This is a genomic window from Stenotrophomonas sp. LST15-1-1.1 (assembly GCF_040815575.1).
GTDB lineage: Bacteria > Pseudomonadota > Gammaproteobacteria > Xanthomonadales > Xanthomonadaceae > Stenotrophomonas > Stenotrophomonas lactitubi_B.
On the sequence record NZ_JBFPNJ010000001.1, the window covers coordinates 543,631 to 569,219 of the forward strand.

At 65.9% G+C, this 25,589-nt stretch carries 17 protein-coding genes; 8 read left to right on the forward strand and 9 right to left on the reverse strand.

Annotated features, from left to right (window positions below; translation table 11 throughout):
• The first annotated feature begins 144 nt into the window (after positions 1-144).
• On the forward strand, positions 145-1,059 hold the full coding sequence (locus MRBLST15_RS02530) for a LysR family transcriptional regulator (RefSeq protein WP_265951820.1): 915 nt from the start codon (positions 145-147) through the stop codon (positions 1,057-1,059).
• Positions 1,059-2,006: a methylenetetrahydrofolate reductase gene (locus tag MRBLST15_RS02535; RefSeq protein ID WP_367785087.1), complete on the forward strand. Its 948-nt coding sequence runs from the start codon at positions 1,059-1,061 to the stop codon at positions 2,004-2,006. The genes MRBLST15_RS02530 and MRBLST15_RS02535 overlap by 1 nt, the downstream gene beginning before the upstream one ends.
• On the opposite strand, the gene MRBLST15_RS02540 is transcribed toward MRBLST15_RS02535, so the two are convergent.
• The gene (locus tag MRBLST15_RS02540) at positions 1,957-2,889 is read right to left on the reverse strand and encodes an ABC transporter six-transmembrane domain-containing protein (RefSeq protein WP_367785090.1); all 933 of its coding nucleotides are present in this window, start codon (positions 2,887-2,889) and stop codon (positions 1,957-1,959) included. The two genes, MRBLST15_RS02535 and MRBLST15_RS02540, sit on opposite strands and share 50 nt — an antisense overlap.
• 303 nt (positions 2,890-3,192) lie before the next feature.
• Here MRBLST15_RS02540 and MRBLST15_RS02545 point away from each other — a divergent pair, with 303 nt between their 5' ends.
• The 3 genes from MRBLST15_RS02545 to MRBLST15_RS02555 all read left to right on the forward strand — a co-directional run bounded on the left by MRBLST15_RS02545 (position 3,193) and on the right by MRBLST15_RS02555 (position 6,104).
• Positions 3,193-4,323 carry a serine hydrolase domain-containing protein gene (locus MRBLST15_RS02545; protein WP_367785092.1) on the forward strand — a complete coding sequence of 377 codons (1,131 nt, stop codon included), beginning with the start codon at positions 3,193-3,195 and terminating at the stop codon, positions 4,321-4,323.
• Positions 4,324-4,398: 75 nt separating this feature from the next.
• Positions 4,399-4,980: a hypothetical protein gene (locus tag MRBLST15_RS02550; RefSeq protein ID WP_312704088.1), complete on the forward strand. Its 582-nt coding sequence runs from the start codon at positions 4,399-4,401 to the stop codon at positions 4,978-4,980.
• A 302-nt stretch (positions 4,981-5,282) separates the two neighbouring features.
• Positions 5,283-6,104, forward strand: a complete 822-nt coding sequence (locus MRBLST15_RS02555) for a S1 family peptidase (RefSeq protein WP_312704089.1) — start codon at positions 5,283-5,285, stop codon at positions 6,102-6,104.
• Between the two features lie 45 nt (positions 6,105-6,149).
• Here MRBLST15_RS02555 and MRBLST15_RS02560 read toward each other — a convergent pair whose 3' ends face one another.
• The 3 genes from MRBLST15_RS02560 to MRBLST15_RS02570 all read right to left on the reverse strand — a co-directional run bounded on the left by MRBLST15_RS02560 (position 6,150) and on the right by MRBLST15_RS02570 (position 15,653).
• Entirely contained in the window at positions 6,150-6,473 is a 324-nt protein-coding gene (locus MRBLST15_RS02560) for a hypothetical protein (protein ID WP_367785095.1), read from the reverse strand.
• Positions 6,474-6,684: 211 nt separating this feature from the next.
• Complete coding sequence (locus MRBLST15_RS02565; RefSeq protein ID WP_312704091.1) at positions 6,685-6,945, reverse strand: hypothetical protein; 261 nt, start codon at positions 6,943-6,945, stop codon at positions 6,685-6,687.
• A complete protein-coding gene (locus tag MRBLST15_RS02570; RefSeq protein ID WP_367785097.1) occupies positions 6,942-15,653 on the reverse strand; it encodes a GH36-type glycosyl hydrolase domain-containing protein in 8,712 nt (2,903 codons plus the stop codon). Before MRBLST15_RS02570 ends, MRBLST15_RS02565 begins: the two co-directional genes overlap by 4 nt.
• Positions 15,654-15,853: 200 nt before the next feature.
• Between MRBLST15_RS02570 and MRBLST15_RS02575 the strand changes: the two genes are divergently transcribed.
• Positions 15,854-18,505 carry an excinuclease ABC subunit A gene (locus tag MRBLST15_RS02575; RefSeq protein WP_367785099.1) on the forward strand — a complete coding sequence of 884 codons (2,652 nt, stop codon included), beginning with the start codon at positions 15,854-15,856 and terminating at the stop codon, positions 18,503-18,505.
• 15 nt (positions 18,506-18,520) lie between these two features.
• On the opposite strand, the gene MRBLST15_RS02580 is transcribed toward MRBLST15_RS02575, so the two are convergent.
• Positions 18,521-19,486, reverse strand: coding sequence for an AraC family transcriptional regulator (locus tag MRBLST15_RS02580; protein WP_265955302.1), 966 nt, complete (start codon positions 19,484-19,486; stop codon positions 18,521-18,523).
• 104 nt (positions 19,487-19,590) lie between these two features.
• Here MRBLST15_RS02580 and MRBLST15_RS02585 point away from each other — a divergent pair, with 104 nt between their 5' ends.
• Both MRBLST15_RS02585 and MRBLST15_RS02590 read left to right on the forward strand, forming a co-directional pair.
• Positions 19,591-20,835: an MFS transporter gene (locus tag MRBLST15_RS02585; RefSeq protein WP_367785102.1), complete on the forward strand. Its 1,245-nt coding sequence runs from the start codon at positions 19,591-19,593 to the stop codon at positions 20,833-20,835.
• 156 nt (positions 20,836-20,991) lie between these two features.
• Complete coding sequence (locus MRBLST15_RS02590; protein WP_165377166.1) at positions 20,992-21,675, forward strand: thermonuclease family protein; 684 nt, start codon at positions 20,992-20,994, stop codon at positions 21,673-21,675.
• 5 nt (positions 21,676-21,680) lie between these two features.
• Here MRBLST15_RS02590 and MRBLST15_RS02595 read toward each other — a convergent pair whose 3' ends face one another.
• The 4 genes from MRBLST15_RS02595 to MRBLST15_RS02610 are packed head-to-tail and all read right to left on the reverse strand — an operon-like array spanning position 21,681 to position 25,497.
• On the reverse strand, positions 21,681-22,043 hold the full coding sequence (locus MRBLST15_RS02595; protein ID WP_367785104.1) for a hypothetical protein: 363 nt from the start codon (positions 22,041-22,043) through the stop codon (positions 21,681-21,683).
• Positions 22,044-22,097: 54 nt separating this feature from the next.
• Positions 22,098-22,223 carry a hypothetical protein gene (locus MRBLST15_RS02600; RefSeq protein WP_265955311.1) on the reverse strand — a complete coding sequence of 42 codons (126 nt, stop codon included), beginning with the start codon at positions 22,221-22,223 and terminating at the stop codon, positions 22,098-22,100.
• Entirely contained in the window at positions 22,220-23,350 is a 1,131-nt protein-coding gene (locus MRBLST15_RS02605; protein ID WP_165377164.1) for a PepSY-associated TM helix domain-containing protein, read from the reverse strand. The genes MRBLST15_RS02600 and MRBLST15_RS02605 overlap by 4 nt, the downstream gene beginning before the upstream one ends.
• Positions 23,351-23,358: 8 nt before the next feature.
• Positions 23,359-25,497: a TonB-dependent siderophore receptor gene (locus tag MRBLST15_RS02610; protein WP_312704095.1), complete on the reverse strand. Its 2,139-nt coding sequence runs from the start codon at positions 25,495-25,497 to the stop codon at positions 23,359-23,361.
• Positions 25,498-25,589: the final 92 nt, after the last annotated feature.

Here is a 25,589-nt window from a genome sequence, read left to right on the forward strand (position 1 = left end):
CGGAGGTTCTGTTGGGGCGCAGTCCTGCAGGCCGGCAAGGTGACCGGGCTGGCAGGCACCCGAAGGCATGAGCCGATGCTAGCCAGCCCCTCCCATGACGTAAAATGGTATTACTTCACCAATCCATGAGTGAGATTCATCGTCATGCTGGAGCGTATCCATCTCAGCATCGTGCAGCAGGTCGAACAGCAAGGCTCGCTGACCGCTGCCGCAGGCGTGCTCAACCTGACCCAGTCTGCCCTGAGCCACAGCATGAAGAAGCTGGAGCTGCAGCTCGGCACCGATGTCTGGCTGCGCGAAGGCCGCAGCCTGCGGCTGACCCAGGCCGGGCAATACCTGCTTGCGGTCGCCAACCGGGTGCTGCCGCAGCTGGACCTGGCCGAGGAGCGGCTGGGCCAGTTCGCACAGGGCGAGCGCGGCGCGTTGCGCATCGGCATGGAATGTCATCCCTGCTATCAGTGGCTGCTGAAGATCGTCTCGCCCTATCTGGCCAGCTGGCCAGACGTCGATGTGGACGTCAAACAGAAGTTCCAGTTCGGTGGTATCGGCGCGCTGTTCGGCTACGAGATCGACCTGCTGGTCACGCCCGACCCGCTGCTGAAGCCCGGCCTGAAGTTCGTCCCCGTGTTCGACTACGAGCAGGTGCTGGTGGTGGCCAAGGGCCACGCGCTGGCCAAGGTGGGCTACGTAAAGCCGCGTCAGCTCAGCCAGGAAGTGCTGATCAGCTACCCGGTGCCGTTCGAGCGGCTGGACATCTACAACCAGTTCCTGCTGCCGGCCGGGATCACGCCCAGGCGCCACAAGACCATCGAAACCACCGACATCATGATGCAGATGGTGGCCAGTGGCCGTGGCGTGGCGGCCATGCCGCGCTGGCTGGTGGAGGAGTACGCCGCCCGCATGGACGTGGTGCCGGTACGGCTGGGCGCCAAAGGCATTCCCAAGCAGATCTATCTAGGTGCGCGCGAGGCGGATACCGGCATCGATTACCTGCAGGCGTTTGTCGAGCTGGCACGGCACAGCTCCACCAGCGCCGGCAACCTGCGCGGAGCCGGCTGATGTCAGGTGGCATCGGCCGTTTGGGGCAGCCTTCGAACGGGCCTGCTGACCGCGCGCAGCGGGCGCAGGCCTTCATCGGCGCCGCCTCCCTGGAAGTCAGCGCCAAGGCCATGCCTGCCCTGCGCGCAGAGGCGGCCCGCATCGCACCGGGGACGACGATCTCCATTCCCTACCTGCCCAGCGAGGACGACACTGCCCGACTGGCCGCAGTACGCGCGGTGCGCGAACTGGGTTTCGAGCCGATGCCACACCTTTCGGCACGCCGCATCGTCTCGCGCGCGGCGCTTGAGCACTTCATCGACCGTGCCGTCATCGACGCCGGTGTCGAGCGCTGTCTGTTGATCGCGGGTGATCTTTCCACCCCTGCCGGGCCGTTTGCCGACAGTGCGTCGATCATCGAGAGCGGTGTGCTCGACCGCGCCGGCATCAAGGTTGTCGCTGTGGGCGGGCATCCGCAAGGTCATCCGGTGATGACCAGCGCCGATCGCTGGCGCGTGCTGGAACGCAAGTGCCAGCTTATTGAAGCGCGGAGCATGAAGCCGCTGATCATCACTCAGTTCGCATTCGATGCCGATAGCGTGCTGACCTGGTTGAATGAACTCCGCGGCCGCGGCATCACCCCTCCGGTGCTGGTCGGCGTGCCCGGTCCTGCCAGCATCGCGCGACTTGCGCGCTATGCGGCGATGTGCGGCGTGGCTGCAAGCACCTCGATGCTGTCCCGCTACGGCATCTCGATCGGACGCCTGCTGGGAACGGCCGGGCCGGATGTGTTCGTGGATCGCCTGGTGGATGGGTTGACCGAAGCCCATGGCCAGGTCAGCCCGCACCTGTTTCCCTTCGGGGGTATCGCACAGTCCATGGAATGGGTGGAGCACTACCGGATGCGTGCGGGTGAGCTCATGACCCAGGACGGGCGTCGCCCTCCACATCCTCCATCCCAGGGCTGACCCTGCGGCCGATGTCCTTCAGCCGGGCCAGCTGGTCGACCATCGACGGTGCATCGTCCAGGCTGCCGACAAAGGTCCAGAGGTAGGTCATCACCGCATAGACGTGGCCCGGGGTGACGCCATCGGCGGTGGCGAGGCGGCCGATGGTCAAGGCAAACAGCACCGCCGCCGCAACGCCCACCACCACGAAGGCGCCAGCCTCGCGATCGGACAGCAGGATGCGCAACCGTGACAGCGTGGTGTAGTGGCGGCGCAGCACCGACGGGCTGACCCGGTCCACCAGCCGGATTTCATGCTCCAACCGGTTGTTCAAACGGCCATGCAGCTGTTCGTTGCGTCGCGCGAACGACGGCAGCAACAGCAGCGCTCCGAGCAGGGCAATGAGGCTCGCCGCGCCAACCAGGGGTTCGATTGCCAGCAGCATTGCCGCCGCACCGAACATGGAAACCAGCGCCGTGGCGATGATCGGCACGTGCTTCTCGAAGAAGTCTACGAACTCGCGGGCCAGCACCACCCGCGCCGCCGACGTGGAGGTGGCCTGGCCCAGCCGTCGCTGCGCCTGGACCACGTTCACCGCCAGATCGGCATAGATGCGGGTGAACGTGCGCGTATCCACCGCACGCCGGGCCGCGCCCACCAGCCAGAACAGCAGCACCACGCCGGCGTAGGAAATGGCATGGCCGACGTTGCCGCGGATGATTGCGTCCACCGCGAAGCCGGCGAACAGCGGATAGGCCAGCAGCAGCGCGTTCTCCAGCGCCACCAGCGAGAAGGTGCCGGTGAGCTGCCAGGGGTAGGTGCGCAGGATGACCTTCAATGTAGCGGCTGCATTCTGTTGGCCGATGCTGCTGGCTGCGGTGGCCGGATCGTGCGGGTGTTTCATGGGAACCTGGGTGGATCGGGGGCAGGGCAGGGGCGGATGCCTGGCATCTCCCTGGTGGTTGCCAGTATCTGCAGCCCTTTGGAGGGGGCATGGAGGAACGATGGAGATCGCGTGGAGATGCCGGCAGCGTTCAGCTGCCAGAGCAAACCGGCCAGTGGATTTTGATCTCGAACAGGGGCCGGTATCCATCGGGCGCCGTCCATCGGCTATCTTGGGAACCCTTTTCCGCCTCCCTTCAAGCGCATACGCATGAAAGCGACTTCGATGACCGTTCGAGACAGGCGATGGTTCAGCAGCCTGGTAGTGTCCGCTGTGCTGTTGGCCACAGGCTGCGCCAGCGAGAAGGTCGCAACGAAGGATCTGGGTGCGGAGATCGACGACATTGCCGCGTCGCTGATCCAGCAGCCCTTGCTTCATTCGGCCTCGATAGGCGTGGTGTACCGGGGGGAGGAATTCATCCGTCATCGCGGCGACATGCAAACCGGGACGCCAGGCCCGCCAACCGATGCGACGCTCTACGAGATCGGTTCGTTGAGCAAGACCCTGGCCGGCACCCTGATGGCCAGTGCTGTGCTGGAACACAAGGTGAGTCTGGACGACGATGTTCGACAGTACCTGCAGGGGGACTACCCGAACCTGCAGTACAAGGGCGAGCTCATCCGCATCCGCCACCTGCTGTCGCACACCAGCGGCCTGCCGAACATGTTGCCGGAACGCGCGAACACGGTGCTGGCAGACTTCACCGATCATCGTACGCCCAGCGAACTCAACGCCATCTACGCGCACTACGGCAAGGCTGACTTCTTCAAGGACCTGCACACCGTCCAGATCGGCCGGGCGCCCGGCAAGGATTACGCGTACTCCAGTGCCGGGACGGAGCTGACGGCGCATATCCTGGAAACCGTCTACAACAGTGACTACGAGTCACTGTTGCAACGATTCCTCGGCGATTCCGCGGCAATGACCAGCGTCAGGATCCAGCTGGGCGAGGCCGAAGCGCCGCGGCTTGCAGTCGGCTATCACAGCGACAACCCGTTACCGACCACGCCAATGCCGCAGTTGCCGTGGGGCGCTTCCGGGAACGTAAAGGCGACTGTCCCGGAGATGGTGAAGTACCTCAGATTCCAGCTGGCGAACGGGCCGGTAGTAAAGGAATCGCATCGCCCCTTGGTCAAATTCGATTCCGAGTTCAGCATCGGCTACTTCTGGAACATTGTCGCCGGCGATCGCCTGAAGGGCGTCTACTATGCCCATCATGGTGGCGTACCACGTTCGCAGTGCTACATCTACATCGTGCCCAAGTATGATCTTGGCATCTTCGTCATCACCAACCAGAGCGGCGACCAGACGGCACGCGCCATGGAGACGGCGATCGATACGCTGGTCGGGAAGATTGCTGAGCGGGAGGCTGCCGCGGGTGCTGAAGCTTACTGATAGCGGCGGTGCTTTCCGTCTGTCCGGTGTACTGCCGAACGATCTTTACACATGCCCAGGCAGGAGCATTTCGCGTTGATCACCCGTACGTTGAACAAGGTTCTGTTGCTCGCAGGCCTGGGACTTGCCATGGCGTCCACCGCGCCAGCAGCAGAATCGATCCGCAAGACCGCTCCCAAACAGGAAGACATCGATCGAGCATTGGCGCTTGTGTCGTGCAAGGCCGATCGCACCGCATTCCGGACCTTGGCCAATCAGGTGGGTGGCATCGCAACCAGCGGAAGGTCATCGGCTGGCTGGCAACCAATCCCCGGCAAAGGTGGGGAATACAGCAACGCACTGGGTGACATGCCCGGTGTTGTCGCGGAGATGCAGCTTCCAGCACCGGTTCTTGTCTTCGGTCATCCATCCACACGGTTGATACTGTCGCGGAGTTCCGTGGTGGCTGTCTTCGATGGAGCCATTATTGCGGACCTCAGCAAGACCCTGTCCCTGGACGCAGCAGGGTCACATGGCGCGCCCGCAGGAATGCGGGTGGTGCAATCGGCACCGGAAACCCAGGGCGATGGCATCGACGTGATGGCACTGGTGGCCCAGCGGATCGATGCCGATCCGACGCCGATCACCGTAGCCGGTTGCCTGTACTTCACACGGTGAAGTCCGGAGTCCTATCGGAGCCGATCAGGTAACCGGCGAAGGGCAGTGCAGATCCACGCGCAGCGACATGTCAGAGTGCGCGCGAGCCGGTGTCTGGTGCGCTCATCGGGGAGCCATTCTCAGACCTTTTTCACCCTGTCTGCCCCAAGGGTTCAACAAGACGCGGGCGTGGCGTTCAAGCGCTTCTGGGCTTCAGTCGTCGTTTCCATCCTTTCATCAGTCCCCGCCGGGTCTGGTCGCACATCCATCGCCAGTGTTGATGCGTTCGGCTAGGCTTGCGCAGATGACCACAAGGATGAACGATGAACCGCTGGCTCTTTCTGCTGTTTGCCGCACTCCCGCTCGCCGCCGGGGCGGTCGTCATCCGTGATGATGTTGACGATGCCAGGTATCAGATCGAAGGATCCGCGTTTCCGGCACTGGCGGACATGCCCGGCGAGGGTCATGGCGTGCTCATCGATCCACGCTGGGTGGTGACCGCAGCGCATGCCGCGCCGATGGAGGGGATGGGTGCATTGGTCACCATCAATGGGAGCGCGTACGGCGTCGAGCGCGTGTACCTGCATCCCGGCTACAGGAGCATGCCTGAGGCCTTGGGTAAGGAGGCGCTGGCAACGGGAAATCCCGCCAGGATCCACGCGTTCCTGGCCGAAACGGATGACATCGCGCTGATCAGGCTTGGCGCGCCCGTGAATGATGTACAGCCCGTGCCGCTCTATCGAGGCACCGCTGAGGTCACACAGATCGCAGCGCTGATTGGGAAGGGCGCCACCGGCAATGGCGCCGTTGGGCTGGTGCCGGGCGGGCCGCATCGCACGACGCTGCGGCGTGCGTACAACGCCATTACTGGCGGTAATGATCGGTATCTCTGGTACCGTTTCGATGCTCCTCCGCATGGCCTGCCGCTTGAAGGCGTGCTGGGTAACGGCGACAGCGGCGGCCCACTGATCATCAATAATCACGGAATCTTGCAACTGGTGGGCCTCGGTTCCTGGATCACTGCCGTTCCCGAGCACGCGCTTGAAGCGGGCTTCTATGGCCAGGTTGTCTACAACGTACGTGTATCGCGTTACATCGACTGGATAGAGAGCGTAATGCGCACCAGCGATGATGCGTCACGCTGATCCTCCGTTCGCCTCGATCTTTGGCGGGTAGTCGCGGTGGGACGCTCAGCGCATCGCGCATGTTGTCGAGGTGGACTGCGGGGCGGGAACCCGCCAGACCTGTTCACCCTCCTCGTCATCGCCGACGTAGAACGCGATGCGCCCATCTTCCTCGTAGCGGAGAGCAGGGCTGAAGGTAATGGTGTCGATTTCGCCGCCCTTGCCGATGAAGCGCATCTCACCGCCGCAGACAAAGTTCGAACCGGGCTCCTCCCCCAGCGCGCCACAGTTCAGTGGCGAGGATTCGGCACGGACCAGCTGCTTTACCCGAGGCTGGATGCGCCCCTGGTCTGCCAGCTCGCAGAAATGGTCGGCGATGGTGTTGCGCATCTCGGCTTGCGACGGCATCCACGCGGGGCAGCGGGATGCATCGCCTTCGCAGCTGCTTGCTGGGGCGGTGGAAGCAGGCCGCGGGGGCGATGCCGCGATTGCCATGGAGAGCGGCAGCTGGGACGCCGCTATGGCAAGCAACAGGCGCGCGGAGACGAGCATGCATATGCCTGGTCGGTTGAGCCCGGCAGCGTGACGATGGCACCAACCTTCACTCCTCTGGCTTACGCGATGGCACGCTGTCGTCACGTTCGTGCCAGCGCGGCAGCTCGAGCGCGTGGCGCTTCAGCATGGCCTGGATGCACGCGTGTGCGTGGCCCCTTTCCGCGTGCTCACATTGGTCCAGAATTTCTGCAGCCAGCGTTTCAAACTGCGGCCAGAACTGCGCCGGATGCCGCACCTGCGCCAACCAGTGCACCAGCATCTCGGCCAGCGCATCAAGCTGCACCTGTATTTCGGGGCGGACGTTCATCCCGGAGGCGCACCCAGATCAAGTGCAACACGGTAGTGATGCCCGTCATCCCGAAGCAGGACGGTAAGGTCCGGCTGCAGCATGCCATCCACATGCAACGTTGGCTGGTCCTGCGCAGTGCGGGTCACCACGAACTCGTAGAAGCTGCGACCGAAGCGGTAGCTCAGTTCGAATGATGGCCAGTGATCGGGCAGGCAAGGCGCAAGCGACAGACGATCACCTTCCCGACGTATGCCGAGCAGGGATTCCACCAGCAGGCGATACATCCAGCCGGCCGAGCCGGTGTACCACGTCCAGCCGCCGCGGCCGACGTGCGGAGACACGGCGTATACATCCGCTGCCAACACATACGGTTCGACGCGGTAGGTCTGCACCGCTTCCGGGTCCAGCGCGTGATTGAGCGGATTGATCATGCCGGCCAGCTCCCAGGCACGCACCGCGTCTCCCTGCTGTGCGAATGCCATCGCCGCCCACACCGCCGCGTGGGTGTACTGGCCGCCATTCTCGCGCACGCCCGGTACGTAGCCACGAATGTAGCCGGGGTCCTCCGTGGTCTGGTCGAACGGCGGATCGAGCAGCTGGATCAGCTGGGCATCCTTTCGCACCAGATGCGTGTACAGCGAATCCAGCGCCTGCGTGGCACGCTCAGGCGCGGCAACGCCTGACAGCACCGACCAGCTCTGGGAGATCGAATCGATGCGACATTCCTGGTTCTGTGACGAGCCCAACGGGGTGCCGTTGTCGAACCAGGCGCGGCGATACCATTCCCCATCCCAAGCGTGCTGTTCCAGATTCTGGCGCAGGTTTTCGGCCTGCTGTTGGCACCACTGCACACGGGAGGCATCGCCACGCGCGTTGGCCACCCTGATGAAGCGGTGCAGCGTGTCATGCAGGAAGAAGCCGAGCCAGACACTTTCACCGCGCTGCTGGTCGCCGACGCGGTTCATGCCATCGTTCCAATCACCACTGCCCATCAACGGCAGGCCGCGCTCGCCGAGCAGCCGGCAACCGCGCTCCAGCGCGAGGACGCAATGCGCATACAGGGTGTCGCGCTGCGTCGAGGGGGTAGGCGTGTCGTAGTACCCTTCCTCCTCCGCGGTCACCGCGCGCCCCTCGATGAAGCCGACCGTCTCGTCCAGCACGCTGGCATCGCCGGTGACCTCCAGGTAACGGCAGGCGCCATGGGGCAGCCACAGATAGTCGTCGGAGCAGCGCGTGCGCACCCCGCGACCCTGCGGCGGGTGCCACCAGTGCATCACATCGCCGTCGGTGAACTGGTGTGCAGCGCACAGCAGCAGGTGTTCGCGGGTCAGCTCCGGGCGAGCGTGCACGAGAGCGAGCGCGTCCTGCAGCTGGTCGCGGAAGCCGAACGCTCCGCCTGACTGATAGTAGCCACTGCGCGCCAGGTAGCGGCAGCCCAGGGTCTGGTAGACCAGCCAGCCATTGGCCAGTGCGTCCAACGCCGGGTCCGGCGTACGCACCTGCACCGTGGCCAGCACATTGCGCCAATGGATGCGCACCGCGTCAAGCGCGTCGATGGCCTCCTGGGCGCCCTGGCGGCTTCGTGCCAGTGCCAGCGTTTCCTCGCGGTCGCGCCCCGCGCCGAGGCGGAACGTGGTTTCACTACGGTCGCCCGGCGCCAGCTCCAAGGGCACCTGGATCGCCGCACAGGGATCCAGGCCCGCGCCCATCCGTCCATCCAGCCGTTCGCGCCGCAGCGCCGCCGGTGCCTGCAGGCTGCCGTTGCGGCCGATGAACTCCAGGCGATCACAGGTCCAGCCGCAGCCGTCGGCATCGGTGTCGAAGAAAGCCATCCGGCCGCCGAAGTCGGTGCTGTAGGTATTGCGCGCCAACAGCGCGCCGGTCTGTGGGTCGCGCTCGGTGACCACGTGCATGCGCGACTTCGCGCGCAGGTCACCCATCACCCACTCGACGTAGCCGATGGCCGACAGCCGCCGCGTCCTGCCCGACAGGTTGTGCAGGCGCAGGACCGAGAACTTCAGCGGCGCGGCGACGTCGACGAAGACCCACAGCTCACTGGCGATGCCGTCCTCGACATGCTCGTACACCGTGTAGCCGAATCCATGGCGCGTACGGTAGGCCCCGGTGCCCCTGCGCGGCAGCGGCATCGGCGACCAGACACGACCGGTGTCCTCGTCGCGCAGGTAGAACGCCTCGCCGCCCGTGTCCGAGACCGGGTCATTGAGCCAGGGCGTCAAGCGGAACTCGTGCGCATTCTCGAACCACGTGTAGCCCGGCGCACTTTCGCTGACGACCGTGCCCAGGCGGGCGTTCGCGATCACGTTGGCCCATGGCGCCGGCGTCGGCGCGTCTTCGCGCACCACCACGACATACTCGCGGCCGTCCTCACTGAAACAGCCGGTGCCGTTGTCGAACTGGCCGGCGCCGCGGTAGGGAAGGAACGGCCACGGGTCATCCATCTCCTCGTCGTGCCCGGCGCCCGGGGGCAAGCCGGCGTCGGGGCCCGCGTCGGCGACGATAGGCAGCCCCGGCGTCGCCTCCGGCGACAGTGCCAGTTCCTGCTGCACTGCCTGCGGCACCAGGGGCGGGATCCGTCGCGGAGGCAGCGGTTGGCGGCCGACCTGTGCGGCGAGGGTTCCGTCCTCGTCGCTGATCACCGCCCGTGCTACCGCCTGCAACAGGACGCGATCCTCGTGGGTCATGTTCTGCACGGGCCGCACGAAAATGCCGCCAGGGCGATCAAGCAGGCCCGTCTCCGAACTGGCGGCCACCATTCCCAGAATCTGGTCCTGCAGTTCCTGCCGATAGCCGGCCTTGCTGTCGTTCCAGATCACCAGGTCAGTGTTGAGTCCCTTCTGGCGCCAATAGGCGTGCGCCTGCACGAGTTGCCTGACCAGTTCCACGTTGTCCGCATCGGTGACCTTGAGCAGCACGATGGGCAGGTCGCCGGAGATGGCATGGCTCCACAGCCCGGATTGTCCGCGCTGGTTCTGCAGGAGGACACCGGCACCCGCACGCAGCAGAGAACCGGCATACAGCACATGGGCAGCCAAGCGCTCGTACAGCGCCGCCTCGGCCTGGCTGGCGTTGATCTGCCGGCGCACCACCTGGCTGTGCGTCCACGCCAGGTCGAAGACGCGGTCGGCCAGGCGGCGGTCACGGTATTTGTCTACCAGCATCTCGCAACCAGGGCGGTCGGTGCCGACGCCATACACCATGTCCAGCTGTACGGTCTGCTCGGGCTCAAGCACCACATGAACACGGATCGCCACGATCGGGTCGAGCACCGAACCGTCGGTGCCGGAAAGATCGGTATCGGCGGTCAATGCCTGTGGCGTCCGCGGCGTGTTGCCACGGCCGAGGAAGCGCGCACGATCGGTTTCGTAGGAGATCGACACCACCTCCGCGTCATGCACCGCAACCAGATGGAACATCCACGGTGGCACTTCGTCGTGCGAACGGGGCCGGCGCGTGCACAGCACGGCCTGCTTGGCAGCGAGGATCTCGCTCTGCACGAAGAGATTGCTGAAGGCCGGATGCGCATCGTCGGCCGCGGCGGGTGCCAGCACCACTTCGGCATAGGTGGTGATCTCCACCGTACGCGGGCGACGGCTGCGGTTGGTCAGGCGCAGGCGCCTGAGCTCGATGTCGTCCTCGGCGGAGATCGCCACCTGCAGATGGCTCTCGCACCCGCGGCGCGTACCACGGAACTCCGCCTTGGCATCAGAGAAGATCGCTTCGTAATTGTCCACCGCTACGCAGGTGGGCTGATACGCGGCAGACCAGAACTCGCCGCTGTCCACATCGCGCAGATAGCAGAACGACCCCCAGGCATCGGTGGTGCCGTCCTCGCGCCAGCGGGTGAGCGACAGGTCGCCGTGGCGGCTGTAGCCGCCGCCGGCATGGGTCAGCATGCCGTGGTAGCGTCCGTTGGAGAGCAGCTGCACTTCCGGGCGCGGGCCGCCCGGGTCCCGCAGTACGCGCAGCGCCGTCTCGTCCTCGGCCGTAGCCGAGTGCTCGCCCAGCGCTTCCACCTCATGCGGGTGGAAGACGCCGATGCGCGGGATGCGTTCCTGCAGCAACAGCAAGGTGGCCTGGAACTCGACATCGGCAAGGAAGCGGCGCTGCATCGGCTGGTCGCGCAACAGGTAATCCAGCGACAGCAGGCCCATGCCCTGGTGGTGGGCCATGAACGAACGCAACAGCACGTGATCCTGCCCCGGCGGTAGCCGGGCAGGGGTGTAGTCGATCGCCTCGTACATGCCAAAGCGCCCGGCAAACCCCAATCCCTCCAGCACCTGCAGGTTCTGGCAGGCCGCTTCCGGCGCCACCATCAGCGCCATCATGCTGGCATAGGGCGCGATGACCCGATCCTGGCCCAGGCCGCGCTTCAGCCCCAACCCCGGCACGCCGAATGCCCGGTACTGGTAGTTCAGGCGGGCATCGACGGCGTTGTAGCCGGACTCTGACACCCCCCACGGCAGGTTGAGGGTCCGCCCGTAGACGATCTGCGCCTCGACCGCATGCCGTGTGGTCTGGTCCAGCAGCGTGTCCGGGTAGCTGGGCATCACCAGCTGCGGCATGAGGTACTCGAACATCGAGCCACTCCATGACAGCAGCGTCGGCGTGCCGTTGACCTCGGTGAGCATCCGGCCGAGCGCGAACCAGCTCTCCTGCGCCAGCTGGCCCTGGGCGATGGCGACGAAGGCGCACAGCCGTGCTTCGGAGGCCAGCAGATCGTAGAAGCTGTTGTCGAGGCGATGGTCGTCGACGTTGTAGCCGATCGAGAGCAGGTTGCGGGTGCGGTAGAACAGGAACCCGTATTCCATCAGCGAGAACTGCCCGGCGCGGTGCGCCAGGGCCTGCAACTGCTGGATGCGCGCACGGGCATCCACACCGATGGTGCCGGGCAGCGCGGCCAACTGGCGCAGGCTGGGCACCGGTGCTTCGTCGTCCGCATTGGCATCGGCAGGGAGACTGGCAAGCGACGCGTGGGCGGCATGGCATTCGGCGGCGAACAGGGTCGGCCAGTGCAGCTCACCTTCCTCGGGCGATGGCGGCGCGGGCCACTGCGCCAGCACGACGTCGGCCAGGCCGACCAGTTCCTGCAGGCGGGCGAGAATCTCCGCCGTTCCGACAGGGCGGTCGACACGCGTTGAGGCCAGACACTGGCGCAGGTTGTTGAGCGCCTCGACCAGCGCTGCATCGTCGCGGCGATGCCGCTGCCGTTCCTCTTCCAGCACGCCGAGCGTATCGGCCAGGCCATCGAAGGTGTGCGGCGCCAGCACCGGCGCATCCACCAGCGCGAGCAGGCCCTGGCGCAGCGTCAGCAGATGCCCGGCAAGATTGCCGCTGTCCACGGTGGAAACGTAGCGCGGCGGCAGCGGCGCCAGGGTTTCGGTGTCGTACCAGTTCAGGAAGTGACCGCGATGGCGCGGCAGCTGGTCCAGCGTGTCGAAGGTGAGGGCCGTACGTTCAGCGACCGCGCCCAGCTGCAGATAGCCGAAATCCCATGCCGACAGATTGGCCAGCAGAGACAGGCCGATGTTGGTTGGCGAGGTGCGGCGTGCCACCACCAGCGACGGATGCTCCTGGATGTTGTCCGGTGGCAACCAATGGTCCTGCTCGCGCACCCAGGCCTGGAAGAAGGACCAGGTGCGCCGCGCCAGCCGGCCCAGGAACGCCCGCTGCGTTACGGAAAGCTCCGCCACGCTCGCGGTCGGCGGCCGGCCCAGCCACGCCATCAACGCGGGGGCAAAGACCCAGGCCAACAGCAAGGGCAGGGCGAACGGCAACGCCTGCGGACGCAGGCTGGCCACCACAACCACCAAAGCGATCGCCAGCAGTGAGGCCGGCGCCATCACCCGCCATTCCGCGCCGCGGTCGCTGCCGAGACGGCGCTCGACTTCGCTTGAAGGGTTCCACTGCAGCAGGTGGCGGCGCGTGACGGCCATGCGCCAGAGCGTGCGCAGCACTGCGTCGCTCGCCAGCAATGCCTCGAAGGGCAGGCATGCGACCTGGGTGGACGCGCGCAGCAACGATTGCAGCGTACCGCGCCCGACCTTGATGTAATGCGCTTCCAGCGGCGTGTCGTCCGGAACGCTCAGGGCATCGCGCAGCATGCCTATCAGCGGCGGTGCGAACCACAGCGCCAGCACCCACGCGGTCCATGCAACAGGGTTTGCGGCATACAACCAGCCCACCACCAGCAAGGCCAGCGCAGCGATCGGCACCAGGCTGCGGCGCAGGTTGTCCAGCAACTTGCCGCGTGACAGCAGACTCAGCCGGTTGCGTTCCCATCCCGGGCCCGGGCGCGGCGTCCACGGCATCAACCACGGCAACAGCTGCCAGTCACCGCGGATCCAGCGTGCACGGCGTTTGGCGTCAGCGGCGTAGCGCTCGGGATAGTCCTCGTACAGGCGCACATCGCTGACCAGGCCTGCGCGTGCATAGCAGCCTTCCAGCAGATCGTGGCTGAGGATGCGGTTCTCGGGCAGGCGACCCTCGAGTGCATGCTCGAAGGCCTCGACTTCATAGATGCCCTTGCCCACGAACGAGCCTTCGTCGAACAGGTCCTGGTAGACGTCCGAGACCATGCGCGTATACGGATCGATGCCGGGCTCGCTGCCGAACATCCGGGCAAACCGCGAGGTACGGCGCCGGCCCAGGCTGGTGCCGACGCTGGGCTGCAGGATGCCGTAACCCTCCACCACGCGTTGCAGCGTCGGATCGAAGCGCGGGCGGTTGAGCGGGTGCGCCAGGGTGGCGACGAACGCGCGTGCCGCGTCGCGCGGAAGTTGTGTATCCGAATCCAGCGTGATGACGTAGCGGACGCCGATCAGCGCAGCCGCGTCACCGACGATGCGCATGAACGCGGCCGCATCGCCCAGACGGAGCAGGGCATTGAGTGCCGCCAGCTTGCCGCGCTTGCGCTCGTGTCCCATCCACACGCCTTCACCCGGGTTCCATTGCCTGGGGCGGTGCAGCAGGTAGAAACGATCGCCGCGCTCGGGCGCGTAGCGCCTGTTCAATTCCTCGATCCGTGCCGTGGCGTGCGCAAGCAGGGTGTCGTCCGTCGCCGCCGTGGCCTCCGCCGCGTCGAGAAAGTCCGTCAGCAGCACGAAGCGCAGCTGAGGATCACGATTGGCCAGGAAGCGGACTTCCAGCGCTTCGACCAGCACATCGATACCGTCGATGCTGGACAGCATGGAGGGGACCGCGACCACGGTGGCGCAGGCGGCAGGGATGCCCTCGCTGAAATCCAGCTTGGGCAGCGGCCTGGGGGCGACCAGCACCGTCGCGGTCCAGTTCACCAGCACGATGCCCAGCTCACTGAACACCAGCAGTGCGAGCAGCGCGGCCAGCCAGAGCGGTACCGAACCACTGCCGGTTGCCAGCAGGCCCGCGGTGGCCAGCACCGCCAGCAGGGCGATCGGCAGCAGGTACAGCGCAAGCGGTACGCGATGCGCCAGTCGCCGTGCCTTGCGGTGGCGCGGTGCTGCCTCGGCCACCGCTTCCACGGTGGCGTCCAGGCCCTCGCCAACCAGCCAGTAGCCCACGTGCGCACGCGGCCCATCCGGCGGTGTCGCCGTCCGTGCCAGGTCCAGCGCGATGGTGGCAACGCGCTCCTCTGCCATGCGGCTGCCGCGGGCGATCTTCTCCACCACATGGCGGTAGGCGTCGCGGGTGGCAAAATCCATCTGCGCATAGACGGCCATCGGGTCTTCGCGCAGCCGCTGCTCCACCACACTCATCTCTTCGACAAAGGTGCGCCAATCCATGGTGGAGAGAAAGCGCAGGCTGCCGATGCTGTTGCCGATCGAGACCTGGTCGGCCGCCTGCTGCTGCCCCTCGGCGGCGACCAGCTCGTCGACGCGCTGCCCGGCCGCTGCCGCCCACTGTTCCAGCCACGCGACGGGCATGGCCCAGGCACCGCCGCGCCCATGCAGCGAGCGCGTCAGCTCGGCGATGAACGCGCCGGTCAACGGCGGCGCGGACCGTGCCATGTCCGCGACCACCAGGACCACATCGGTCGGGGTCTCGGAAGCGGCTTGATTGAGGCTGTCCGCCCATTGCGAAGCGAGGCGACGGTCGGTTCCATCGCGCATCACCCGCGCCGCCATGCGCCGCAGGTTCTCCAGCAGCGCCAGGCGCAGCATGATGGGAACCGCCCACAGCTCGCCCAGGCTCAGCGGAGCGAGCGACTGGTACGAAGCGATGAACCGGCCCAGCGTGTCCGCGTCAATGCGGCCGTCACCGTGCGCGATGGCCTGCATCGACAGCTCATACACCCGCGGCAACCCGGCCGAGGCGCCCGAGACAAGCGACGGCAGCTGCCGGCTGTAGCCGCGCGGCAGGTGGCGTCGCGCGGTCTGGATCTGTTCCTCAACCAGGTAGTAGTTGTCGAGCAGCCATTCCCCTGCCGGGGTTACTGGCCGCTGTTCGCGCACCACACTGCTGAGCAGCGAATTGGCGTCTTCCAGCACCCGCTCGTTGGCCTGCAGGCGTTCGAGCAGGCGCTCCGGGCCGGGGCGCATCCGCACGCGGTGCTGGCGCGCTAGCGCGCGGCCGTACACCTCCATCTGTTCAACGCTGTACAGCGCGGCACGCAGTGGGCCCTCGGTGGCCTCGATGGCGGGGACCGAGGCCTGGTGTTCACGCCAGCGCCAACGCACGCGACGACGCAGGCGCAGCCAGCGGCCAAATAGACGACGAAGGTGGGGCATGGGCTACCAAGGGGGAGGGTGCGTCCTGCATGGTTGCATTGCAGGTGCCGTGGTAGCTGTGAAGGCCGGGTTTCCGGTCCTTGATGGCGGCGTCGAGCCCCCGGGGCGGAACTCCCTCGCTCCATTCACCCCGCAGCAGCGAGAATGCGTCACCGGGCACGCTCTGCTGCGTGCCGCTTACTGCCTGCAGGATCGCGAAGATGTCCAACACCCCCTTTGGCGAATCGTCATGTGCTGCCGCCGCCAGCGGCTGCGTCGAGGTGCGCGGCGCGCGCGAGCACAACCTCAGGAATGTCGATGTCTCCATTCCGCGCAATGCACTGGTGGTGTTCTCTGGAGTATCGGGCTCCGGCAAGTCATCGTTGGCCTTCGGTACCGTCTTCGCCGAGGCGCAGCGGCGCTACTTCGAGTCCGTTGCGCCGTATGCACGGCGCCTGATCGACCAGGCGGGCGTGCCCGATGTGGATGCCATCGACGGTCTGCCGCCGGCGGTCGCCCTGCAGCAGCAGCGCGGCGCCAGCAATGCGCGTTCATCGGTGGGCAGCGTCACCACGCTGTCCAGCCTGGTGCGCATGATGTACTCGCGTGCAGGCGCATACCCGGCCAATCAGCCCATGCTGTACGCCGAGGATTTTTCGCCCAATACGCCACAGGGCGCCTGCAGCACCTGCCACGGCCTTGGGCATGTCTACGAAGTGACCGAAGCGTTGATGGTTCCGGATCCGTCGCTGAGCATCCGCGAACGCGCCATCGCGTCCTGGCCGCCGGCATGGCATGGCCAGAATCTGCGCGACATCCTGGTCACGCTCGGCTACGACATCGACATACCGTGGAAGAAGCTACCGAAGAAGGACCGGGAGTGGATCCTGTTCACCGAGGAGACGCCGACCGTACCGGTCTATGCCGGCTTCACGCCGGCCGAAACCCGTGCCGCGCTCAAGCGCAAGCTGGAGCCCAGCTATATGGGCACGTATACCGGCGCCCGTCGCTACGTGCTGCACACGTTTGCCAATACCCAGAGCGCGCTGATGCGCAAGCGGGTTTCCCGCTACATGGAAGGCAAGCTGTGCCCGACCTGTCACGGAAAGCGCCTGAAGCCGGAGGCGCTCTCGGTCACCTTCGCAGGCGTGGACATCGGCGAATTCATGCGCCTTCCGCTGGATCAACTGGCGGACCTGCTGGAGCCCATCGCGCAGGGCGATTTCAGCGCACACAGCCGGGGTGAACGCACCAGCAGAAGCGCCACCCGCCGCGACCGCACCACGCGGGCAGCGAGCGGTCGTCCTGTCCATGCTTCGGCCCCCGACGTACGGCTGACCTCTGCCCTGTCGGAGGAGAAACGTCTGGCTGCACAGCGGCTTGCAGGCGGTGTCATGGCGCGTGTACACCAGCTGCGAGGCCTGGGCCTGGGTTACCTCTCGCTGGATCGCGCCACGCCAACACTGTCGGCCGGCGAACTGCAGCGCCTGCGACTGGCCACCCAGCTCAGCTCGTTGCTGTTTGGTGTGCTGTACGTGCTCGACGAGCCCTCGGCCGGCCTGCATCCCGCCGACAGCAAGGCGCTGTACGACGCGCTGGACCGGCTGCGCGACGGCGGAAACTCGGTGTTCGTTGTCGAACATGATCTGGAGCTGATGCGCCGCGCGCAGTGGCTGGTGGATGTCGGCCCTGAGGCGGGCGAGCATGGCGGGCGCGTGCTCTACAGCGGCGAGCCCGAAGGCCTGCGGCACGTGCAGGATTCACGCACGGCCCGGTACCTGTTCGACCAGGTGCCGGCGGCCGCCAGCCGGCAGCGCAGCGCCAACAGTTGGCTGGAGCTGAAGGGCATCCACCGCCACAACCTGCAGGGTGTGGATGCGCAGGTGCCGCTGGGGCTGCTGACCGCAGTGACCGGCATTTCGGGCTCCGGCAAGTCCAGCCTCATGGCACAGGCACTGCCTGAGCTGATGCTGCTGCACCTGGGGCATGAGCCCGCAGACGATGGGGCGGAGGGCACGCCTACGGAAGGGCCGACCGTGATCGAGACGACGCGAGGTCAGCTTGCAGGTGATGTGGACGCCATCCAGCGGGTCGTGCAGGTGGACCAGAAGCCGATCGGCCGCACGCCACGATCCAACCTGGCTACCTATACCGGGCTGTTCGACCACGTGCGCAAGCTGTACGCGGCGACACCCGATGCGCGCCGCCGTCGCTTCGATGCGGGCCGCTTCTCGTTCAACGTGGCCAAGGGCCGATGCGAAACCTGCGAAGGCGAGGGCTTCGTCAGCGTCGAGCTGCTGTTCATGCCCAGCGTCTATGCGCCTTGCCCCACCTGCCACGGCGCCCGCTACAACGAGGCCACGTTGAAGGTGTTGTGGAACGGCCGCAACATCGCCGAGGTCCTGCAGATGACGGTTGAACAGGCGCATGCGTTCTTCATCGAGGAGGATGCCATTGCCCGCCCGCTGCAGTTGCTGCAGGACATCGGACTGGGGTACCTGCGACTGGGCCAGCCGGCCACGGAACTGTCAGGTGGTGAAGCACAACGCATCAAGCTGGCGACCGAGCTGCAGCGCAGCCAGCGTGGGCGCACGCTTTATGTGCTGGACGAGCCCACCACCGGCCTGCATGCGTCGGACGTCGACAGGCTGCTGGTCCAGCTGCAGCGGCTGGTTGAAGCGGGAAATACGGTGGTGATGATCGAGCACGACATGCGGGCCGTCGCGCAGGCGGACTGGGTGATCGACCTCGGACCGGGCGCCGGCGCTGCGGGTGGCACCATTGTGGTCAAGGGAACGCCGCATCAGGTGGCCCGCGCCAAAGGCAGCAGGACGGCGCCTTTCCTTGCGCGGGAGCTGGGGCAGGGCGGATGAGTGGCTGGGAGTGGACTATGGTGAGATCAAGGAGCGCCCGCGCCGAGTCGCCCCAGGAGAGTGGCCCATCACGCGCTTGTAGGCGCGACTGAACGCTGCCTGCGACGCGTAGCCAAGACGCTCTGCCACGACCTCGATGGAGAGGCTTTGGTGGGTCAGCCATTGACTCGCCAATTGCATTCGCAGCTCGGTCACGTAGCGCAGGGGCGCGGTTCCGATAACGGTCTGGAACCGGTCTGCAAAGACAGAACGCGAGATGTTGGATTCTGCAGCCAGCGCTTCGACGGTCCAGTCACGCCCAGGGTCTTTGTGCAGGGCAAGCAGCGACAGCGATAGACGAGGGTCGCGCATGGCCATGACCAGGCCCGATGCGCCGTCGCAACCGCGCTCGACCCAATCACGGACGATCATCGCGGCAACTGCATCCGACAGCCGCGCGAGTATGCCGGCAAATCCGATACGTCCGGAGCACACCTCGCGCTTCATCGCGTCGACCATCGGCAACAGTCCGGGAAACTGGGTACCGTTGCCATCGGCCAACATCACCGCCGGCATCACCTTGCTCAACCCTTGCATGCCACCCAGATCGAACACCATGCATCCGTGGAAAAGCACGGCGCTTGGCACGGCATGGGTGCTCGGGCACGTGTCTATCCCGCTCACCGTGTCACCTAGCGGGGCTGCATCTATCGTTTCCAGGCACTGGACGGGATGGTTCTCGCCCGACAGCAACGCGTGTCCTTCTCCGCGGGGAAGAAGCACGACATCCCCGGCGGAGAGCAGGTGTTGGCTGCCGTCCTCGCCACGAAGAGTCGCCGTGCCCACTGCCAGGTAATGGAAGTAGGCGTGGCCTGGCTTCGGGGGAAATCCAAGCCCAAAGGTCGGCCCGGTCTGAATGCGTCGGTATTGAACGCCATGCAGCCGCATGCCGGTCAGCAGCTCGCTGATCAGGTCGGAGGGCAGGTGTGGGGCGTGTCTCATGGAGACAGTTCGGGGTTTCGATCAAAAATACAGGCCGGACAATCATAGATCATCCTGCCATGCCTCCCTAGACTCTCGGCTGCACGAATGCATTGGGATCTTTGATGAGCAATAACGTAGTGGATACCGCGGTCGCGCCTGATTCTGTGACCCGGGATAGCAGGGAGCCGTCGTCATCGGCATGGGTGGCCGTGTTTTCGCTGGCCATGGGTGTCTTCGGGCTGCTCACGGCCGAATATCTGCCTGCCAGCCTGTTGACGCCAATGGCGGCGGACCTGGGGGTGTCGGAGGCGCTGGCGGGTCAAGCAGTGACGGTCACCGCGGTAGTGGCCCTGTTCGCTGGCCTGCTGGTGCCTCGGCTCACCCGTTCGATCGACAGGCGCCTGGTGCTGCTGGGTTTCACGGCTCTGATGATCCTCTCCAACGCTCTGGTGGCATTGTCATCCAGCATGGGCGTCCTGCTGGTGATGCGCGTCCTTCTGGGCATCGCCCTGGGCGGTTTCTGGAGCATGGCAGCGGCGGTGGCCATGCGGTTGGTGCCGCCACAACGCGTGCCTCGCGCGCTCTCCATCATCTTCAGCGGCATTGCGGTTGGCACGGTGGTGTCGGTGCCTTTGGGCAGCTACCTCGGTGGGCTGCTGGGCTGGCGCAGCGCCTTCTGGGCCGCGACCGCGGTAGGTGGACTCACGCTTGCGTTCCAGTGGTTCACGCTGCCCCGAATGGCCCCGCGCAAGGCAGCAGTTCCGGAGTCGGTGGTGGGGCTCCTGCGCCGGCCAGGCGTTGCGGTCGGCATGCTGGGCTGCGTTCTGGCGCACACCGGCCAGTACGCGCTCTTTACCTACATACGTCCTACGTTGGAGAGCTTGGGGCAGATGAGCGCGGATGGCCTGGCGCTGATTCTGCTCGGGTTCGGCGTGGCGAACTTTGTCGGAACACTACTGGCCGGCTGGCTCATGGAGCGCAGCTTGAAAGTCACGTTGGTGATCATGCCAGCCTTGGTGGGCGTAGCCGCGCTCGGCATGCTCCTGTTGCCGGTGGGCGTGGGCGGGCTGTCGTTCCTGGTCGCGCTATGGGGCCTGGCCTTCGGTGGCGTGCCCGTTGCCTGGTCGAGCTGGGTTGCGCGTGCGGTGCCAGATCAGGCCGAGAGTGCGGGCGGAATGGTGGTTGCTGCTGTGCAGTCCTCCATCGCGGCTGGGGCCGCCTTGGGTGGTCTGGTGTTTGGGCTGGGAGGCATCGCTGCAGTCCTCACTGTCGCTGCGACGGTGATGCTCCTCGCCAGCGTGCTCATTGCGTTCCGTGTCAGGGTGAGCGCGGCGATGGCGTCGGCAGGCCCGGCGTTTCATATTTAGCCCGCCGCCGCCCTTGAGTGGCCGGGTGATCGCCAAGCACGCCTTGGAGGGACTCTCGATGTGGTCGGCGTCTTTTTTCGACTTCCGCTAAAGTGATCGACCATGTTGTGAACTGGCGCCCGCTCCCGAGCATGCGCAGAGAGGACGTCGTTGTTGATGGTGTTGAAAGGTCTGGTGGTTTTGCTTTTGGTTTCTGCTTCGGTTCCGGGTGTGGCAGCAGAGCTGATCGGCCGCGCGACGGTCACCGATGGGGACACCCTCACCGTGGCCCAGCAGCGCATCCGCCTCTGGGGCATTGATGCGCCGGAAAGCGCGCAGCAATGCACCACCAACAATGGGCGCGCTTGGCCCTGTGGCCGGCGGTCCGCGGCCGCGCTGGACGGCTATCTGCTGGACCAGACCGTTCGTTGCCAACGCAAGGACACGGACCGCTACGGCAGGGTGGTCGCGGAGTGCTTTGTTCAAGGAGCGTCGGTCAACCGGTGGATGGTGCGCGCCGGTTGGGCGGTCGCGTACCGCCAGTACGCCACGGCATTCATCGCAGACGAAGCCGACGCGCGCCAGAGCCAACGGAACCTCTGGCAAGGGCCGTTTCAAATGCCAGCTGACTTTCGTCGCAGCAAGCGTGACCAGGCGGCACGACACGCCCCGGTGGCCGCGCAGCCAGCGCCGGGCGGATGCCGCATCAAAGGCAACATCTCCGGCCAGGGCAAGAAGATCTACCACGTGCCCGGCCAACGGGACTACGAGCGCACGAGCATCGACCTGAGCCGCGGCGAGCGCATGTTCTGCAGCCCGGGGGATGCATTACGAGCAGGGTGGCAGCCGGCGAAGCGCTGAGCTTATCAAGCCTTCCCATTCAGGCGGCGACGCAGCGCGCCCGCCGCTCCCGCGACAACCATCGCAGGCAATGCCAGCACCAGTGCATAGACCAGTCCGGCCAGCAACAACGGGCCAAAGCCCGACACCACGGCCACCACCGGCACCTGCAGCACCATGAGCAACAGTGCCCAAAGCCACGCCCGCCGGGGAAAACAGGCGCCTAGAATGGCGGCGATGCCCAGTGCGATGGGATAGACGACGGTCCAGAATGCGGGCGCGTCCCAAGGCTCGCTGCCTGGTGTTCGCCAGGCCACCAGTAACCAGAACACCACGCCAACCTTCAGCGTGACAGCACTTGCTGCAAGAAGATTTCCCGTCGCCCGCATCGTTACTCTCCCGCACGAACATGCAGGATGCCATTGTTCGACAGGTGAGCGTGTCTACTTCATGGCCTCAAGCGGCACCAGCGACGCCCATACCAGCAGCAGGGCCAGCCACAGCCAGCGCCAGCGACCCATGCCGTGCCACGCCACTCGCCAGGGGCCGGGCAGTTTTTCATGACTCATGTCTGCCGCCTTCTGGCTGCTGATCGCAGCGCATCCACTGTGCGAAGTCCGTAGAGATACACGCCGGTGAAGCACAGCCCGGTCAACAGCGTGCCGGCCAGCAACCAGAGCAGTCTGATGGGCCAACCGCCGAAGCTGCCGAAGTGCAGGGGGTCGGCCATTTCGGCGATGCGCTGATGGACCCCCAGTGCACGGCCGTCGTGCATGCCGATTACGTGCCCGGTATGCAGGTCCACGGCGATATTGTTCGCCCGCTCTCGCACTAGCCAGGCGTCGGCCTCCCCCAGGAAGAGGATGCTGCCGCCATCGCGTGCGGGGATGGCGCCGAGGATGTCGAGGCGGGGCCATTGCTGGCGGACGGTCTGCACCGCGGCGTCGACGGCGGCAGGGTCGACGGCGGCAGCGCGGTCATCGCCCTTTGCCAGTCGCGTGGCCGGCGCGGCCGGTGCATCGCCGCCGAGCGATTCGATCAGATACCAGGCCCCGGTCAACCCGATCAGCAGCAAAAACCAGAGTGACCACACCCCGGCCAAGCGATGGACATCGCCCCACAGGCGGCGCGGTCGTGAGGGGTCGGGCCGTTTGAAGAAACCGCGCCACCACTTCTTGTAGATATACAGGCTGCTCAACAGCGACAGCAGCAACGGGATGGACAGCGCCGCCACCAGGGGCACGCCCCAGGCCACCGGTAGCATCAGGTGGCGGTGGGTGTTGCGCAGCAGCCGCTGCGTATTGAACCAGCCCGTGTCGCCGGTCACCTGTGCGGTGTAGGGGTTGATCCAGACAAAGCGCCGTTTGCCATCGGGCAGGCGCATCTGCGCGCGCGCCGCGAACAGGCGCGTGTGGCCGGCGGAGATGCCTTCCAGCTCCCAGTCCGGATGTGCTGCCTGCGCGGCATGGATGACCGGCCCCCAGCCGGCGTGCTCACCACCATCGGCCACGCGCATGGGGGCGTGCAGCAGCCAGTCGATCTCCTGCGAGAACACCGCCAGCGTGCCGGTAAGGCAGACGAAGCCCATGAACAGGCAGAGCTTCAGACCCAGCCAACTGTGCAGGTCGAACCACAGCCGGCGCCCACTCCCGCTGCGCGCAGGGCGGTTGGGGTGCGCTGGCGTAGGCTGGCGCATGGGCAGGCTCAGAAGGCGTACGCCGCTTGCACGTAGACGCGGCGCGGCTCACCCGGGAAGTGGCCGGTGCGCTCGGTGAAGCCACTGGCCGCATAGACCTTGTCGAACAGGTTTTTGACGTTGGCCTGGAACTGCCACTGCTGCCACTGCGTCTTCCAGCTCATGTCGAACACGGTGTACGGCTTTACCCGTTGGCCATCCAGGCTGACGCGCTCATCCACGTAATCGGCGCCGAAGCCGATGGCCGAATTGATCGCCGGCAGGTCGTAGCGCGTCCACAGGCCGAGCTTGTTCTGCGGCGCATTGGCGAAGCGGTCGCCGGAGGCATTGGTGATGCCGTTGCTGCCGGCATCCTTCACCCGCGCATCGTTGTAGGCGTAGGTCAGATTGAGTACCCAGCGGTCGGTGACATCGGCCAGCAGATCCAGCTCCATGCCCGTACTGCGCACCAGGCCCAGGGCGGCCAGCTGGTTGACGCCGTCCACGATCTCGCCGGTGGCCTGCACGATATTGCTGCGGTCGATCCGGTACGCGGCCAGGTTCAGGGTGACGCGCTCGGCCAGCAGGGATTTCAACCCGACTTCCCATTGTTTGCTGCGCTCGGCATCGAACGGGCCGCCCGCCTCGGCGCTCTGGTTGGCCGCGCTCTGGGGCATGAAGCCGCTGGCGATGTTGGCGTAGACATTGACGCCTTCCCGCACGGTGTACGTGCTGCCCAGCCGCCAGCTGATGTCGTTGCCATCCACGGCGGTGCCGGCCATGCGGTCATCGTCCTTGAACCCGTCCCAGCGCAGTCCGGCCAGCACATGCCAGCGCGGGGTCAGCGTCAGTTCGTCCTGCAGGTAGCTGCCATAGCGCTTGCTGCGCGTGCTCGTACTGCGCCAGGGCAGAGCGGCCAGGTTGTAGTCGCGCCACGAACTTGCGCCATACACCGGGTTGAACAGGTCGATGCCCGGCACCGGGCCGGCACCCCGTGCCAAGTCCGCACTGTTGGCCGTCTGCGCGGTGAAGTCGGCATCCTGCTGGTACACATCGGCGCCGAACAGCACCTTGTGCTCGATGCTGCCGGTGCTGACACGCCATACGGCGTTGCCGTTGGCCGTGAATGCATCGTTGTCGCGGATCTGGTTGCGCAACTGGCGGGTCATCCATTCGGGCACGCCGTCGCGGTTGCGGTCGATCAGCCCCATCGGCTCGTGGTAGATCTGATGCTCGTTGTTCTCGAACCAGCGTGCACCCACATCCACGTCCAGGTTGGTGCTGGGCGAGAAGCGGTACTGCACCAAGGCAACCTTGGCGCGCATGTCGAGAAAGTCGGTGGCTTCGTTGTGGTTCCAGCGACGGTCGGTGAGAAAGCTGCCGTTGTCGTCCACCGGCACGCCACGCAGGCGGTTGCCGCCCAGGTTCTGGGTGATGTCGGTGAACTGCAGGGTCAACTCGCCGGTGTCGCCCACGTCGAAGGCCAGCGAAGCATCACCGATCACGCTTTCGCTGTCCGCGTTCCAGCGCACGCCCTGTTCGGTGTCGCCATACAGCCCGGCGCGGTAACGCACGCTGCCCGCGGCGTTCAGCGGCCCGGTGGCCTCGATCGACGCCGCCCGGAAATCGATGTTGCCGGCCTGCAGTTCGATGCGGCGCTCGGGTGTGGCCTTGGGCTTGCGCGTCACGTAGTTGATGACGCCCCCGGCATCACCGCCGCCGTACAGGGCGCCGGCCGGTCCCTTCAGGACTTCCACGCGCTCGATGTTGAACAGCTGCGGCACCGAAAAGCCGGCATAGGGGTCGCCGCGCAGTCCGTCATACAGCACGTTTTCCTGGCGGAAGCCGCGCAGGGTGACGCCGGCATAGCTGAAGAAGCTGATGCCGCTGATGCTGCGATACAGGTCGGTGATCTGGCGGGCCGCCTGGTCTTCAATCAGCTCACGCGGCACCACCTGGATGGACTGCGGCACGAGCGCCAGCTGCGTATCCGTCCGCGTGCCCACCGTGGCGTCGTCCACCCGGTAGAGGGTCTGGGCGCGGCCGAGCACCTGTACCGCGTCAAGCTGCTGCACATTGGGGGAGGAGGGCGGAGCGGCACGGGCCGAAAGGCAGGCCAAGGTCAGGGACAAGCCCAGGGCAGAGGTGCGAAGCGACGGGCGGGTCATCGGGGGCGGGGAGGGGTAGGTGCGAATGAGAAAGATTAACATGTAGGGCGGTTCGGTGTTGGCCGGCTGGTCTCAGATCTGCCTCGGATCAG